We start from the raw sequence: 14,570 nt of genomic DNA on the forward strand, positions 1-14,570 counted from the left end.
AATGCTTCCAACACCGTCAGCTTCGCGGCTTACGCCGCTCCCACAACGACCGGTCAGTCCCGGTGCTGGTGCGCGAGTATGAAAAGCCGCCGAATCACTTCGGCGGCTTTCGTGTATCAGCAAGAGCTCACTTCCAGTGATCTTCCAGCTGCTGCGGTTTGCAGGCAAACCACGCACCGGTCAGCAGTACGCCGGAACAGCAGGCGAGGAAGGCAAACGACCATGCCCAGCCATCGCTCATGCCATGCAGCCAGCCGAACAACAGCGGGCCCAGGCTGGCCAGGCTGTAGCCCACGCCCTGCATGAAGCCGGACAGCGCTGCCGAGCCGGCCTGGCTGCGGGTGCGTAGATTGATCAGGGTCAGCCCCAGCGGGAAGGTCGATGGGCCAAGGCCAGCGATGACTGCCCATAGCAGCGGCGCGCTCATCGGCGCCCACAGCAGGCCGGCGAAGGCGATCATGTTCAGTACGAACACCATCACCGTGATCGGGAAGGGGTTGCGGATGCGCACCGCCAATGCGGGCACCAGCAGCGAGGGCAGCAGGCCGATGGCCGAATACACCGCCACCATCACGCCGCCAAAGGATTCGCTGGCACCGGCTTCCACCATTACCTTGGGCAACCAGGTGAACAGTGAATACGTGCCCAGCGAGGTCATGCCGAACATCAGGGCCATGCCCCAGCCGAGTTGCGTCTTCCAGACGCGACCAGCGGCGTGCTCGGTGCTGGTGGTGGTTGCTTCCGCGCGTGGGGCGCTGCGTGCCAGCAGGATCCACGGCAGCAACGCGGCCAGCGACAGCAGTGACCACATGCCCAGCGAGATGCGCCAATCGAATTGATCAGCCACCGGCACCGCCAGCAGTGCCGGCACCATCGTGCCAGCCTGCAGCACGGTGATGTAGATCGTGCTCAGCGTGCCCACGCGGTCGGCGAAGTAGCGTTTCACCAGTGGTGGCACCACCACGTTGCCCATGCCCATGCCGGCCAGGGCGATCGCCGAGCCCAGCAGCAGCATGCCGACGTTGCCGGAGAAGGCACGCAGCAGCAGGCCGATGGTGGCCAGCACCATGGTCAGCACGGCAGTGCGCTCCAGGCCGATGGCGCGGGTGATACGTGGCGTGGCCAGGCCAAACACGGCGAAGGCGGCGGTCGGCATCATGCCGAGCACACCGGTCATGGTGCTGCCGAAATCGAAGATGTGGCCAAGCCGGTCCAGCAGTGGCGTCAGCGAGGTGACCGCGCTGCGCAGGTTGGCCGAGACCAGCACGATGGCGATGAATGCCAGCAGGCGGCCCTTGAGCAGGGGGTGCCGGGGAAGGGGCTGGGCGGACGTGGACATTGCTTACTCCGACGCGGTGGGTGGCGTCGTTTGAAACCCACCAAAAACAAAAGCCGACCAGAGGCCGGCTTTTGTCAAATTGGTCGGGGAGACAGGATTCGAACCTGCGACCTCTACGTCCCGAACGTAGCGCTCTACCAGACTGAGCTACACCCCGAAGGAGCCGCCTATGATAGCGGTGAACCTCGTGCCCTGCAAGTTCTTTTGTTCGGCCAGCGCTGCCTGCAAGGCGTGGTGCGTTGGCTGCCGGTAATCATGTACCGGCGAATAAAAAGCCTGGACAACGTTGCCGTTGTTCCAGGCTAGTTTCGACCCTTTGGTCGGGGAGACAGGATTCGAACCTGCGACCTCTACGTCCCGAACGTAGCGCTCTACCAGACTGAGCTACACCCCGCGAAGGGAGCCGGAAAGATACGCTCAGTCCGGCGTTTTGGCAATACCTTCACGCAGTTTTTCAGCGCTTTGCATCGATCTTGTTTGCTTCGCGCGCTTCAAACCACATGCCGTTGAGGATGGCGACCGTCGCAGCGAGGCCAGCACCCAGAATCCAAGCGAAGTACCACATGAGTTGTCTCCTTAGTGTTGTCGTTGCGGATCAGTAGGCGTTCGGGTTTTCACCCATTTCTTCCAGCGTGGTCTTGCCCTTCAGTACGCGGTACACCCAGGTGGTGTAGGCGATGATGATCGGCAGGAAGATCACGGTGGCCAGCAGCATCACCCACAGGGTCAGGTGGCTGGAGGAACCGTCCCACACCGTCAGGCTGGAGCCTGGCTGGGTGGAGGAGGGCAGCAGGAACGGGAAGATCGCAAAGCCAACGGTGAAGATGATGCCGGCAATGGAGGCACCGGAGGCGATGAAGGCCAGGCCGCCACGACGCTTGCGCAACAACACCGCACTGGCCAGTGCACCCAGCAGGCCCACCACCGGCGCCAGGATCGTGGCCGGCATGGTGCTGTAGTTGTGCAGCCAGCCACCGGCCTGCGAGAACTCAGCCGTCTTCAACAGCGGGTTGCTGGCACCGTCGGTAACCACCTGCGAGGTGATCTGGTAACCCGGCAGGCCGAAGGCAACCCAGGCACCGGCAAGGGCGAACAGTACGAACGAGGCGATGGCGGCGATGCTGCCGATCTTTGCCGAACGCTCAGCGACCGGGCCGCTGGTCTTGAGCACCAGCATGGCTGCACCGTGCGACACCAGCATCGCCACACTGACCAGGCCAGCCAGCAGGGCGAACGGGGTCAACAGGCCGAGCAGGTTGCCGGTATAGAACACGCGCTGGGTGTCATCGAAGTGGTACGGCACGCCAAGCAGCACGTTGCCAACCGCCACGCCCATGATCAGCGCCGGGATGAAGCCGCCGATGAACAGCGCCTTGTCCCAGTTGTTGCGCCAGCGCTGGCTGGGCATCTTGCCGCGGTACTTGAAGCCGACCGGGCGCAGGATCAGGGCGAACAGGATCAGGAACATCGCCAGGTAGAAGCCGGAGAAGCTCACCGCATACAGCGGCGGCCAGGCGGCGAAGATCGCGCCGCCACCGAGCACCAGCCACACCTGGTTGCCTTCCCATACCGGGCCGATGGTGTTGATCACCAGGCGGCGCTCTTCATCGGTCTTGGCCACGAACGGCAGCAAGGTGCCAACGCCCAGGTCGAAACCGTCCATCACCGCGAAGCCGATCAGCAGCACGCCAAGCAGCAGCCACCAGATCACGCGTAGCGTCGTGTAGTCCAGAAGAATGAATTCCATGTGTGTTCTCCTGCCTTATGCCTGGCCGTTGCCGGCGGCATTGGCGTGGTTGTTTGCGACGGCCGACTGCTGCAGCGAGGGCAGGATGTCGTCCGGGCCCTTGCGGATGGCCTTGAGCATCAGCTTGACTTCGATGACCAGCAGCACCGTGTACAGCGCGGTGAAGCCGACCAGCGTTGCCAGGATTTCGTAGACGGCCAGGCCCGAAGCGGCATAGAACGTCGGCAGCACACCATCAACAGCCCACGGCTGGCGGCCGTACTCGGCGATGAACCAGCCGCATTCGATGGCGATCCACGGTGCCGGCAGCGACCACAGGGCAACCCGCAGGAAGGTGCGCTTGTCCTCGAAGTTGTTGCGGCAGGAGTAGTAGAAGGCCAGGGCGAAGAAACCAATCATGTAGATGCCGAGGCCGACCATGACGCGGAAGGTCCAGAACAGCGGGCCTACCGTCGGCACAGTATCCAGCGCAGCCTGTGCAATCTGCTCGGGGGTGGCGTTCTCGATGTCGTCGCGGTAACGCTTCAGCAACAGGCCGTGGCCCAGATCCTGCCAATGACGGTCAAAGACCTCGCGGGCTTCAACGTCGTTCTTGTCGGCGCGGATGCGTTCCAGTGCGGCGTAGGCGATCTGGCCACCCTTGACGCGACCTTCGGCCTGCTTGACCAGGTCCAGGATGCCCGGGATCTCCTCATCCAGCGAACGGGTGGCGATCAGGCCCATCACGTACGGGATCTGCACTTCGAAGTCATTGCGCTGTTCCTGCTGGTTCGGGATGCCGAATGCAGTGAACGGTGCCGGAGCCGGATGGGTATGCCACATGCCTTCGATGGCAGCCAGCTTCATCTTCTGGTTTTCGGCCGTGGCGTAACCGGACTCATCACCCAGCACGGCAACCGAGATGGACGCCAGCAGGCCGAACGCCGAAGCCACTGCGAACGAGCGACGGGCGATGTCACGGTGCTTGCCGCGCAGCATGAAGAAGGCCGAGATCGACATCACGAACATCGCACCGGCCACATAACCGGCCGAAACGGTATGCACGAACTTGGCCTGGGCGACCGGATTCAGCAGCACGGCGGCGAAATCGACGATCTCCATGCGCATCGTTTCAGGGTTGAACACCGCACCCACCGGGTACTGCATCCAGCCATTGGCGATCAGGATCCACAGGGCCGACAGGTTGGTACCCAGCGCCATCAGCCAGGTGACGGTCAGATGCTGCACCTTGGACAAACGGCCCCAGCCGAAGAAGAACAGGCCGATGAAGGTCGCTTCCAGGAAGAACGCCATCAGGCCTTCGATGGCCAGCGGTGCGCCGAAGATGTCACCTACGTAGTGGCTGTAATAGGACCAGTTCATGCCGAACTGGAACTCCATCACGATGCCGGTACCCACACCCATGGCGAAGTTGATGCCGAACAGCACGCCCCAGAACAGGGTCATCCGGCGCCAGACATCCTTGCCGGTCATCACATAGACACTCTCCATGATCGCGATCATGAAAGAGAGCCCCAGCGTGAGCGGGACGAAAATGAAGTGGTACATCGCGGTCAGCGCGAACTGTAGACGTGACAGTTCTACGACTGTTGAGTCGATCATGGCCTGGCTACCTCGTGGGAATTGGGCGTCATGGAGTGGCTGGGAGGGGTTCTATGGCAGCGATACTCCCCGTTCAGGCCTGCCAATGCCTTGATCTGGATCAATGTGGGCTGGCTGTCCAACGCCGATCGTGCAGGGCCGGCAGGCTGGGTACGGCTTGCTTACAATCACTTGGTTCTCCTTCACCTGAGTTGTCAGTCTTGAGCGAAGTTCCACATTCCAACGCGGTGCAGCAGCAACGTCGCCAGCAACAGCAATGGCTGGCGGCCCTGGCGTCCGGCGCCCGGTCACAGCAGCGTTTGGCGGCCTTGGCCGTCTGTACTTCAGGTGCGCTGCTGATCGTGCAGGCTGGCGCCATTGCCTGGTTGATCCAGAGCATAGTCGTGGAACGGCTGAATTGGGTACAGGTAGTTCACGGTTTCTGGATACTGGCGGCCGTGTTGGTGCTGCGCAGCCTGCTCGGTGGGGTCGCCCAGACCGCCGCCGGCAAGGTCGCCGACAGTGCCAAACTGGCGCTGCGTGAGCAGGTGTACCGGCGTTTGCTGGCACGCGGACCGCTGTGGCTGCGCCGCCAGCGCACGGGCGAGCTGGGCGAGCTGCTGCTGTCGCATGGCGATGCCATCGAGGGCTATTACGCCGGATTCCAGCCGGTGCGGGTGGAAGTGGTGGTGGTGCCGCTGCTGATTGCCGCCGCCGTGGCCTATGTCGACTGGGTGGTGGCGCTGATCTTCATCTTCACCGCGCCGCTGGTGCCGTTCTTCATGATGCTGGTGGGCTGGGGTGCCGAGGCCGCCGGTCGGGCACAGCTGGGCGAGCTGGCACGCATGAGCGGCCACTTTGCCGATCGCATCAAGGGCTTGGGCCTGTTGCGCCTGTACGGGCGCGGTGAAGCCGAGCTGGAAGGGGTTGCCGCCGCCGCTGATGGCGTGCGCGAGCGCACCATGAAGGTGCTGCGCATTGCCTTCCTGTCCTCCACGGTGCTGGAATTCTTCGCCTCGGTCAGCGTGGCGATGGTGGCCCTGTACCTGGGGTTGAGCTATCTGGGCCTGATGTCCTTGCACTCGGTGGTGCCGACCCTGGGCACCGGCATGTTCTGCCTGCTGCTGGCGCCGGAGTTCTACGCGCCGCTGCGGCGGCTGGCCGCGCATTACCACGACCGTGCCAATGCGTTGGCGGCAGCGGCCGAAGTCGAGCGCCTGCTGGCTGACGATCAGGATGCTGCTGCGGCAACTTCCGTCGCTGCGTCCCTGGTAGCGCCAGAGCCGGCGCAGTTGCACGCGCCGCTGGTGTCGGTGCGCAATGTCGTGCTGCGCCCCCAAGGCGCCACCCACGATGTGTTGAAGGATTTCTCGCTGGAGATCGGCGACGGTCAGCGCCTGGCCCTGATCGGTCCCAGTGGCAGTGGCAAGAGCACCTTGCTGGAAGCCCTGGCCGGCTGGCTGCCGCCGCGCGAAGGCCGCATTGTTGTCCGCGACGGCGTGCGCATCGGCTACGCAGGCCAGCGTCCCTATCTGTTCCACGGCTCGATTGCCGACAACCTGCGCATGGCCGACCCGGCAGTAAGCGCTGCGCGCCTGCAGGCGGTGGCTGAAGTGGCCCAGGTGATGCGCTTTGCCCAGCATCTGCCCTTGGGCTTGAACACGGTGATCGGTGAGCGCGGCTTTGGCCTGTCCGGTGGCGAAGCGCGGCGGATTGGACTGGCGCGGCTATTGCTGCTGGAGCCGGATCTGTTCCTGCTTGACGAACCGACAGCCTTCCTCGATCCGCAGACCGAAGCGGATCTATTGCAGGCCCTGGCGGCGCATACGCGTGGTCGCACGGTGCTGATGGCCACCCATAGCGAAGCGGCGATGCGCTGGGCCGACAAGATCATCGATCTGCAGGACAGCGTGCAGGTTGCAGTGCAGGGAGTGCGCGCATGAGCCCGCAGACGATGCGTGATGTATTCAAGCGCCACCGCTGGCGGCTGGCATTGGCGACGGCGCTGCTGTTCACCACCATGCTGGCGGGGGTTGGCCTGCTGGGTTTGTCTGGTGGCTTCCTCACCGCCGCAGCGTTGGCCGGTGCCTTGGGCATGGGCGGCACTTTCAATTTCTTTTCACCGTCGGCCGGCATTCGTGCATTGACGATGGCGCGCATTGTGTCGCGCTATTTCGAAAAGCTGGTCGGCCACGATGCGACCTTGCGGATTGCGCGTGACCTGCGCGTGTGGTTCTTCCAGCGTGCACTGCCGTTGGCGCCTGCCCGATTGGGCAGCAGTCGTACCGGTGAGTTGCTGGCGCGGTTGATCACCGATATCGGCGAAGTCGATGGTTTGATGGTGCGGGCGATCAGTCCCTTGCTGGCCCTGGCGGGCGCCGCCGTGGCGAGCGTGGTCGCGGCCGGACTCATTCATTGGCCGGCGGCACTGTTGTTGCTGGTGCTCGCGGTGTTGGTTGGAATCGGCGTTCCGGTGTTCGCGGTGCGCCGTGGCGATGCGGTCGAGGCCGAGCGCGCGCAGCAGCGCGCCAGCCTGCGCACCTTGGCGTTCGAAGGCTTGGAGGGCGCTGCTGATCTCACTGCCCTGGATGCCCGCGATGATTGGGCGTTGCGTGTGGATGCAGCCGCGCAGCAGTTGGCGCGCAGCGATCAACGACGGCGTGGCCGTTTGATCGGTGGCAACGTATTGCATTCGGCACTGGCTGGGCTCGGCCTGCTGGCGATGCTGTGGCTGGCATTGACGGCGTTCCAGGCTGGCGAGGTGGAAGCACCATTCGCCGCAACGCTGGTGTTCCTGACCGTGGCGCTGCTGGAAGTCGCGGCAGGCAGCGGCATTGCCTGGCAGGCCCTGCAGTCGGCGCGGGTGGCCGGCAAGCGTCTGCGGCAGATTGTTGATCAGGCGCCAGCCGTGCAGGACCCGGCCCAGCCCCGCGCCGTGGCTGCGGATGCGGCCGCGGTTGTGTTTGAGCAGGTGGTGTTTTCCTGGCCGGGCGAGACGCGGCGTCTGCTGGATGGCGTGGATCTGCAGCTGGCGCCGGGCGAGCGCATCGCCATCCGTGGCGACAGCGGCTGCGGCAAGACGACCTTGTCCGCCCTGCTGCTGCGGCTATGGGACCCGCAGCAGGGGGCAGTGTGCTTCGGTGGTGTCGATCTGCGTGAGTTCGCCCAGGATGATTGGTATCGGCAGATTGCCTGGTTGCCACAAGGGGCGCCGGTGTTTGCCGGCAGCATTGCGGACAATCTGCGCTTGGGTGATCCACAGGCCGGCGACGACGCGTTGTGGGCGGTACTGGCGCAGGTGCGCTTGAGCGATTGGGCGCAGCAACAAGGCGGGCTCGCCGCATGGGTGGGCGAGAACGGTGCCACCATGTCGGCGGGTCAGGCGCGGCGTTTGGCCTTGGCGCGCGCCTTGCTGCGCAACGCGCCGATCATGGTGCTGGATGAGCCGACCGAAGGCCTGGACGTGGATACCGCACATGCCTTGTTGCTCGATCTGGCGGCAGCGCTGGGGCAGCGCAGCCTGTTGATGATCACCCACGATCGACTGCCGGAAGGCGTGGTGCAGCGCGAGTACCGGCTGCAGCAGGGGCGGTTGAGCCTGCAGTAGCGAGCGTTGAGCCGGGTTGTGCTCGGCTTTTTAGACCTATGGGTTGCGATGCGCAGGCGTGCGTCGTCAGCTGCGTTTGTTTCTACGCAAGCGTTTGAAAGCGTAGGCGACAATGCTGGCTGTCGGTACGGTAACCATCGGCCCGAACAGGAAGGCCAGCCCATCCTGTGCATCGCGATGGCCGGTCACATCCCATACAAAGCGCAGGCCAAGATAGGGGGCGAGCAGGCCGCCGAGCAGGGCGGCAAACAGCACCGCAATCCAGGTGCGGCGACACATGGCACCAGTCGCCAAGCCAAAGACGACGCTGACTACTATTGCGACCAGCCAGAAGGTCATGATGGGTTCCTGCTGTGCGGAGTGTTGGTCGGATTGGTCATCATTGCGACTCACTGCATGGGCTGGCGGATGATGGTTTTCCACTTCTCCGGCGCGGTCCTTCTGATGTCACTCAAGTAGATCTCATGGTGCTTGCCGCGCAATGCGGATCGCTCGCCGATGAAAGCATGCAGGCGCTCGATCGTCGGTCCTTCATCGGCGAAAGGACCGACATGCAAGAGCTGCGCGCAGCGTCCTTCATGAAAATTCTCAAAACGCAGCTTTGACAGGGCGGCAAGCGACTTCTTCTGCAAGCTGGTGATCGCAGATTCCACGTCCTTCTTACACACCTCCGGCGGTTGCATGATCATCATGGTCCACAGCCACTGCTGCTTCTCATCGCGCTGGAAGGCCGCCATGTCATCGGCCCACCACAGTCCCTCCAGCGGCATCACGGCGTAGTCCAGTCGCCCGGCTTTCTTGAGTGCGAACTTGATGGTGTAAGCGACGGAGAACAGCGCCTCCACGGCATCCCTGTAATCCTGCGAGGTATTCGGATTGCCAGCGCCGTCGATCATCAGGAAGTTGAAGGCAGGCACGTCGATCTCGGCAATGGCCTTGGCCGAGGGCTGGTAGAGGTGCTTCAGCTGGCGCTTGAGATCGATCTTGTCCATGAGCACGTCCGGATCAGTTGATACTGGGCGACGGAGAGGTTGGGGCGGTCCCTAGCGGCTGCTTCCATCCACATAGGGGCGCGATTGCAGGATGAGTATGTCATCGCCAACCACGGCCCATTCGATGTCCTGGTCGACTCCGCCCAATGCCTGTTTGGTACGGTTGCCTACGGCTGCCAGCCTCGCGATCAGGGCGTCGGTCAACACCTGGCGGGAGCCTGTCAGCGCCACCTCGCGGACACCGCCGCTGGCATTGGCGACCAGTTGGGTGTCCTCCGCGGAGCGGCTGAGCACCTGTACGGCCTTGGACCAGTTCGAATACATCACCTGCTCGGCCTGTCGCTTGCCTTCCACCACGCGGATGCCGAGGCCACGCTTGGCCGAGATATAGGTGATGTGGCGACGTCCTGCATCAAATGGGTCGCGGGTGATCATCACCCCGGAACTGTCCGAGGGCGCGGCCAGCTGCACCAGTACCGCCATCGCCACTGCATCCTGGCCCAAACCAGCAGCGCGGCGTGCTTCGTAGGCCTCGAAGTTGTAGACCGACGCCCATACCGTCTGCACTGCGCGCACCAGCGCATCGGCAGCGATCACGTTGGGCACGGTCGTGTACAGGCCGGCGCCGCTGAAATTCGGCAGGTCCTCCGAGTTGGAAGAGCTGCGCACGAACACGCCGCGGCCCTGCAATTGGCTCTGCCACTGCGATTGCAGGCTGCGGACCAGTGCCGGGTCCGGGGTGGCGCCGCTGATCTCCGCCCGCAGCGCGGCAAGCGCTTCGCGGCGGACCTTGGCATCGCTGGCGAAGCCGGGCTGCTGCTGCAATGCGGCCAGCCGCTCGCTGATGCGCAGTTTCTGCATTGCAGATTGGTAATGCGAGAAGGGGACACAGAATCCATCCGGGACCCGCGCGGAGGGCGGCAATGCGGATTTCAATGTGCCCAGATTGGCCGCCTTGACCCCGCAATGGCTGCTGTCCCTGGCGCGAAGCGCCGAAAGCGGCTTCAGTGCGGTTATCGATACGTCGGGCCGTGGCAGATTGCGCACGGCTGCCTGCGTGGTTGTGGAGGACGTGTTGGCCGGGCGAAGGGCTGGCCGCACCTTGTAGTCATTGTTCGTGACTTCCAGCTCGATCCATTGTCCGTCGTAGACGCGCAATGCAGCCTGCGCGTCGCGGACATAGACGTTGGGGATACGCCACCCCTTGGCCAGCAGGTTGACGTGCGACAACAGCGTCGATGGGCGTTGGGTGACAAGGCCGGCTACCGGCGACAGCGAGATCGGAACCTCGTCCAGTACCACGATGTCCTGCGGCGACAGGTCGCTTGCCTGTTCGATCGAGCGGACGATGCGCAGGCGGCCCCGTGCGATACCCGTGTTCAAGGGCAGGAAGGACTGCTCGCGCAGCAGTGCTTCCTGGGTGATGAAGGGCAGGCCAGCGGAGCGGGCGGTCTGCTCGTGCAGCGTGGAATTGGTCTTGAAACGGATCGCCTCGTAGAACGATCCCCGCACCAGCTGATCGGTCTGCCTGAGCAGTGCGGGTGTCAGCTGGTCGCCTTCCCAGAACTCGTAGGTATAGCCGGGCAGATCGCGCTGCCAGCTCACCGTGCCGAACAGGAAGCGCCGCTGCGGGTCCTTGTACTGCGCGTTGAGCGTGGCCTTGTCCAGGTGCGGCAGCAACCGTTCGCGCCGCACGAAGTTCTCGTGCAGCTCGTAGCGCGGCGTATTGATGTAATGGATACGGGCCGGATCACGACGGTCGATGGTGAATATCAGGTGGGGCATTTCCAACGGCGTGCCCGGGTTGTAAACCCGGGCCAGACGCATGAAATCGTCACGGTTGGCAATGCGCGGCAGTTGCGCAGGGGCCTGGGCGTTGTCGACGGAGGATGCGGTGGTGCCCTGCCTGGCCTCGTAAGGCGAGGGCTTGCGTGCGGTTTGCGCCAGTGCGGTCGGCATCGTAGCGAGGAGGACGGCGCTGAGGGCGACAAGATGCAGGCAGGCGAGGCGGAGTGCGGACTTCATACGGGCTCGATCCATGATGCCGTGTTGGAGCTTGGGAGCGCAGATGATAAGCGACCGGCATCTGTACGGCTCGGCTGCACAGTCAGGCCATGATCGGTCTTTGGGCTGGAAGTCGCAGAATCCATTGGCATGGTCGGCGACTTGCTGGCCCGGAGAAAGCGCTGCACCTCCAAGCCTGAGTATGCGGTGGCTGCATTTGGGTGCTCGGCCGGAGTTCCCGGGTGCGCTGGCATTGCGGCTGCGTGCTTAGTGGGGAAGGCTCAGTCTGCCGCTGGCAAGGAGCCAGATTGTGGTGACATTGAGCACGACCGTCAGCCAGAACATGACCTGGAAACTGGACTTGCTGGTCTTGTGGCGGAACAGCCCCTGGCCGATCAGCGCGCCCGGCCAGCCACCGAGCAGGGAGATCAGGTGCAAGGTGTTTTCGGGCGTGCGCTGCTCACCGCGGGCAGCTGCGCCCTTGTCGTAGAGATAGAAGCCCAGCGCTACGACGCTCATCCCGCCAATCACCGGCAAGGTCCATTCGGGTATCAGCTTGGCAAGCCATAGTCCCAGCACGCAGAGCAGGGCACATACGCCCAGTAAGACATGCGGCAGGCGGGCGGTGACCGGAGGACGCTTTGGCTTGGAAGTGACGGTTTGGGTGGCGTTTGCCGAGCGCACCGCGATGGCATTGAAACGGCCGCGTTCATCCTTGCGCAGCGCATAGCTGATCAGCATGCTGTCAGTCGGGCGCTGCGTGCGCTGCTCGAAGGCCTTGATATGGACGAAGGCGCGGTCACCACCGCCGTTCGGAACCACGAATCCGAAGCCCTTGTCATCGTTCCAATCCTGCAGCCGACCTTGATAGCGCACTGAGCTTGCCTCCGGTTTGTCGGCGCTATTGCAGCGCAAACACGAGGGACTGTGAAGCCCTGCACCGGTTCTGCTTTTGTGGGAGCGGGGTAAGCCGCGAAGCTGGCATTGCTGAAGCCCCATGTGCCTGTGCCATCTGATGATGTATGTGCTTCGCGGCTTACGCCGCTCCTACAAGTGGTGACTGCACTGATCAGCGATCATCTCGAACCCGCAGGAAGCGCGGAAAGCGGGGCAGGCCGTGCACGCTCAGGCCGTTGTAGCGATAGGTCACCTGACTGCCGATCGGCGGTGGATCGGCACGCTGCGCATCGCTCAGGCCGCTGCCGAGGCGGAACTGTGCACCGCTGTCGGCACGCACCAGCAGCGCACCGACCATGCCGGCGTACTTGCCCTTGCCAGGGACATGGCCGATCACGCGCGCTTCGGCATCGTCATACAGTTTGAGTTTGAACAAGCCAACGCTGCGGCCGTCGCTGTAGCGATTGTCCTGATGATGCAGCATCAGGCCTTCGCCGCCACCCTGGACGACGCTGCGCAGGTGTCGGTGCAGGCTCTCGGTATCGGGCAGACGGCGTTGCTCTATGGCGAGCAGATGGGGATTGGCCTGATTGGCGATGATCCGGCTGAGCTGGGCGTGGCGGCGGGCGAAGCCATCGGTTGCACTGGGCAGGTCGAAGGCCATGAAGCGTAGGGTGCGCCACTGCGCTTCGTCGGTCGTGCTGCTGCGGATGAGCGCACTGGTGGCTTCGAACTGGCCGCGCGCCATCCACAATTCGCCGTCGATCGCCTGCTTGGGCCAGCCCCGGGTAAACCATGACGGCGTGGGGATGCGGTGACCGGCGCGGGTCCACAGCGCGTGACCGTCCCAGCGTGCGCGCACGCCGTCGAGTTTCTCGCTGACCAGATAGAGGGATACATCCGGCCCGTCCTGCCAGCTGCTGGCCAGCATCAAGGGTGGCGCGGCAGCGAGCGCTGTGTTGAGCGAACTGGCCAGCAAGAAAAATAGAATCAGCAGGAAACGTTGCATGCTCGGCCCCCGGTTGTCGGAAGCTCAAGCGTGCGTTGCAGTCAATGCAGGCGGCCATCAGCGGCCACCTGCATCCAAGGTCGGTGTGCTGGCTATGCGTTCGTCGGCAGTCCCTGCAGAAACTGCGCTACCGCCGGCCCGAAGCGGTCGTAGTCCACCAGGAAGGCGTCATGGCCCTGTGGTGAATCCATGCCGATGAACTGCGCGTCGGCGCCGCCTGCGCGCAGGCCGTCGGCGATCTGTTGCTGCTGTTCCACCGGGAACAGGATGTCGGTATTTGCGCCGATGGCAAGTGCGCGCTCAACGCGGATCTTCGCCAGCCCGGCCAGTACGTCGCCATCGGCGTATTCGGCCAGGTCGAACCAGTCCATGGATCGACCGAGGTAGAGATAACAGTTCGGGTCGAAGTGGCGCACGAAGCGGCGGGCGTGGCCCTCCAGATAGCTCTCGACCTGGAATTCCAGGCCGAACGGGTCTTCGTCGGTCTGGTCCGAGTCCAGTCGCACGCGGCCGAAACGGCCATCCCATTCCAGCGCCGAGCGATAGGTGATGACACCGAGTTTTCGCGCCATGCGCATGCCCGATTCAGGGTAGTGCACTTCGTCGTAATCGCCGTTGTTCCATGCCGGATCGAGGCGGATTGCTTCGCGCTGCAGCGAACGGATGGCGATCGAGAACGGCAGGGCGCGGGCGCTGCCGGAGATGTTGATGTGGCTGCGGGCGATGCCCGGGTGTTGCAGCAACACCGCCAGTGCGGTCATGCCGCCCATCGAGTTGCCGATCAGGCAGGCCAGCTGGGTGATGCCAAGTGCGCGCACGACTTCGGCGGCGGCGTTGGCCACGTCTTCAATCGACAACTCGGGGAAGGACAGCCGGTAGGTCTTGCCGGTGGCGGGGTCCAACGAGGCCGGGCCGGTAGAGCCTTTGCAGCTGCCCAGCGAATTCACGCAGATGACGAACCAGCGGTCGGTATCAATTGGCTTGCCGGGGCCAAGCATCGGTTCCCACCAGCCGTTGGCGGGGTTGTCGGCATTGCTGGCGGCGTGTGCATCCGGCGAGAGGCCGGTGACAATCAGGATGGCGTTGCTGGCATCAGCGGCCAGCTTGCCCCAGGTTTCGTAGGCGACGTGGGCGCCGACAAGGCTGCCACCGCGCTTCATCGGGAATGGGGAAGACAGCGCATGGAAGCGGCTGCCGACAGGGGTGAATTCAGTCATCTGCCAATTTTAACGGGGATGCCGGGCGCATCTTCGCATGGATGATAACCAGTGGTTATCTGGGTATTGCTGGCGGACGCGAAGCGCATCCGGGAGGCAGTGATCTGGTGGTGGTTCCCGCGGTACGTGAACGGCCACGGTTGGCCGCTGTGATGTAGATACCGGCCAGAGTGGGCT

General features: G+C 63.7%; 12 protein-coding genes and 2 tRNA genes. 2 read left to right on the forward strand and 12 right to left on the reverse strand.

All coding sequences use genetic code 11. The annotated features are described in order from the left end of the window. Positions 1 to 127 precede the first annotated feature (127 nt). From ACVOLI_RS00340 to ACVOLI_RS00365, 6 genes are all read right to left on the reverse strand, one after another. Positions 128 to 1,339 (reverse strand): CynX/NimT family MFS transporter, encoded by a 1,212-nt coding sequence (locus ACVOLI_RS00340; RefSeq protein ID WP_481533049.1) that lies wholly within the window; start codon positions 1,337 to 1,339, stop codon positions 128 to 130. 80 nt (positions 1,340 to 1,419) lie between these two features. Beyond that, a tRNA-Pro gene (locus ACVOLI_RS00345) sits at positions 1,420 to 1,496 on the reverse strand. A gap of 160 nt (positions 1,497 to 1,656) precedes the next feature. After that, positions 1,657 to 1,733, reverse strand: a tRNA-Pro gene (locus ACVOLI_RS00350). A 60-nt stretch (positions 1,734 to 1,793) separates the two neighbouring features. Beyond that, a complete protein-coding gene (gene cydX, locus ACVOLI_RS00355) occupies positions 1,794 to 1,904 on the reverse strand; it encodes a cytochrome bd-I oxidase subunit CydX (protein WP_282269734.1) in 111 nt (36 codons plus the stop codon). 30 nt (positions 1,905 to 1,934) lie between these two features. Next, a complete protein-coding gene (gene cydB / locus ACVOLI_RS00360; protein WP_313169661.1) occupies positions 1,935 to 3,086 on the reverse strand; it encodes a cytochrome d ubiquinol oxidase subunit II in 1,152 nt (383 codons plus the stop codon). Between the two features lie 15 nt (positions 3,087 to 3,101). Beyond that, positions 3,102 to 4,688 (reverse strand): cytochrome ubiquinol oxidase subunit I, encoded by a 1,587-nt coding sequence (locus ACVOLI_RS00365; protein ID WP_481533050.1) that lies wholly within the window; start codon positions 4,686 to 4,688, stop codon positions 3,102 to 3,104. 191 nt (positions 4,689 to 4,879) lie between these two features. Between ACVOLI_RS00365 and cydD the strand changes: the two genes are divergently transcribed. Together cydD and cydC are read left to right on the forward strand one after the other, a co-directional pair. Next, a complete protein-coding gene (gene cydD, locus ACVOLI_RS00370; protein WP_481533051.1) occupies positions 4,880 to 6,610 on the forward strand; it encodes a thiol reductant ABC exporter subunit CydD in 1,731 nt (576 codons plus the stop codon). Next, positions 6,607 to 8,274 carry a thiol reductant ABC exporter subunit CydC gene (cydC, locus tag ACVOLI_RS00375; RefSeq protein ID WP_481533052.1) on the forward strand — a complete coding sequence of 556 codons (1,668 nt, stop codon included), beginning with the start codon at positions 6,607 to 6,609 and terminating at the stop codon, positions 8,272 to 8,274. Before cydD ends, cydC begins: the two co-directional genes overlap by 4 nt. Before the next feature lie 66 nt (positions 8,275 to 8,340). Here cydC and ACVOLI_RS00380 read toward each other — a convergent pair whose 3' ends face one another. From ACVOLI_RS00380 to metX, 6 genes are all read right to left on the reverse strand, one after another. Beyond that, positions 8,341 to 8,613 (reverse strand): hypothetical protein, encoded by a 273-nt coding sequence (locus ACVOLI_RS00380; RefSeq protein WP_481533053.1) that lies wholly within the window; start codon positions 8,611 to 8,613, stop codon positions 8,341 to 8,343. Between the two features lie 50 nt (positions 8,614 to 8,663). Further along, a complete protein-coding gene (locus ACVOLI_RS00385) occupies positions 8,664 to 9,266 on the reverse strand; it encodes a GyrI-like domain-containing protein (RefSeq protein ID WP_481533054.1) in 603 nt (200 codons plus the stop codon). A 51-nt stretch (positions 9,267 to 9,317) separates the two neighbouring features. Beyond that, positions 9,318 to 11,291, reverse strand: a complete 1,974-nt coding sequence (locus tag ACVOLI_RS00390) for a PEP/pyruvate-binding domain-containing protein (RefSeq protein ID WP_481533055.1) — start codon at positions 11,289 to 11,291, stop codon at positions 9,318 to 9,320. Between the two features lie 246 nt (positions 11,292 to 11,537). Continuing rightward, on the reverse strand, positions 11,538 to 12,146 hold the full coding sequence (locus ACVOLI_RS00395; RefSeq protein ID WP_481533056.1) for a DUF1294 domain-containing protein: 609 nt from the start codon (positions 12,144 to 12,146) through the stop codon (positions 11,538 to 11,540). A gap of 193 nt (positions 12,147 to 12,339) precedes the next feature. Then, on the reverse strand, positions 12,340 to 13,176 hold the full coding sequence (locus tag ACVOLI_RS00400) for a DNA ligase (RefSeq protein ID WP_481533057.1): 837 nt from the start codon (positions 13,174 to 13,176) through the stop codon (positions 12,340 to 12,342). A 92-nt stretch (positions 13,177 to 13,268) separates the two neighbouring features. Beyond that, positions 13,269 to 14,393: a homoserine O-acetyltransferase MetX gene (gene metX / locus ACVOLI_RS00405; RefSeq protein WP_481533058.1), complete on the reverse strand. Its 1,125-nt coding sequence runs from the start codon at positions 14,391 to 14,393 to the stop codon at positions 13,269 to 13,271. Positions 14,394 to 14,570: the final 177 nt, after the last annotated feature.

This window comes from Stenotrophomonas sp. STEN029 (assembly GCF_056760015.1).

Excerpts from the sequence above, each read along its gene's own strand:
- ACVOLI_RS00340 (WP_481533049.1), bottom strand. The coding sequence starts at position 1,339 with ATGTCCACGTCCGCCCAGCCCCTTCCCCGGCACCCCCTGCTCAAGGGC.
- cydX (WP_282269734.1), bottom strand. The coding sequence starts at position 1,904 with ATGTGGTACTTCGCTTGGATTCTGGGTGCTGGCCTCGCTGCGACGGTC.
- cydB (WP_313169661.1), bottom strand. The coding sequence starts at position 3,086 with ATGGAATTCATTCTTCTGGACTACACGACGCTACGCGTGATCTGGTGG.
- ACVOLI_RS00365 (WP_481533050.1), bottom strand. The coding sequence starts at position 4,688 with ATGATCGACTCAACAGTCGTAGAACTGTCACGTCTACAGTTCGCGCTG.
- cydC (WP_481533052.1), top strand. The coding sequence starts at position 6,607 with ATGAGCCCGCAGACGATGCGTGATGTATTCAAGCGCCACCGCTGGCGG.
- ACVOLI_RS00380 (WP_481533053.1), bottom strand. The coding sequence starts at position 8,613 with ATGACCTTCTGGCTGGTCGCAATAGTAGTCAGCGTCGTCTTTGGCTTG.
- ACVOLI_RS00385 (WP_481533054.1), bottom strand. The coding sequence starts at position 9,266 with ATGGACAAGATCGATCTCAAGCGCCAGCTGAAGCACCTCTACCAGCCC.
- ACVOLI_RS00390 (WP_481533055.1), bottom strand. The coding sequence starts at position 11,291 with ATGAAGTCCGCACTCCGCCTCGCCTGCCTGCATCTTGTCGCCCTCAGC.
- ACVOLI_RS00400 (WP_481533057.1), bottom strand. The coding sequence starts at position 13,176 with ATGCAACGTTTCCTGCTGATTCTATTTTTCTTGCTGGCCAGTTCGCTC.
- metX (WP_481533058.1), bottom strand. The coding sequence starts at position 14,393 with ATGACTGAATTCACCCCTGTCGGCAGCCGCTTCCATGCGCTGTCTTCC.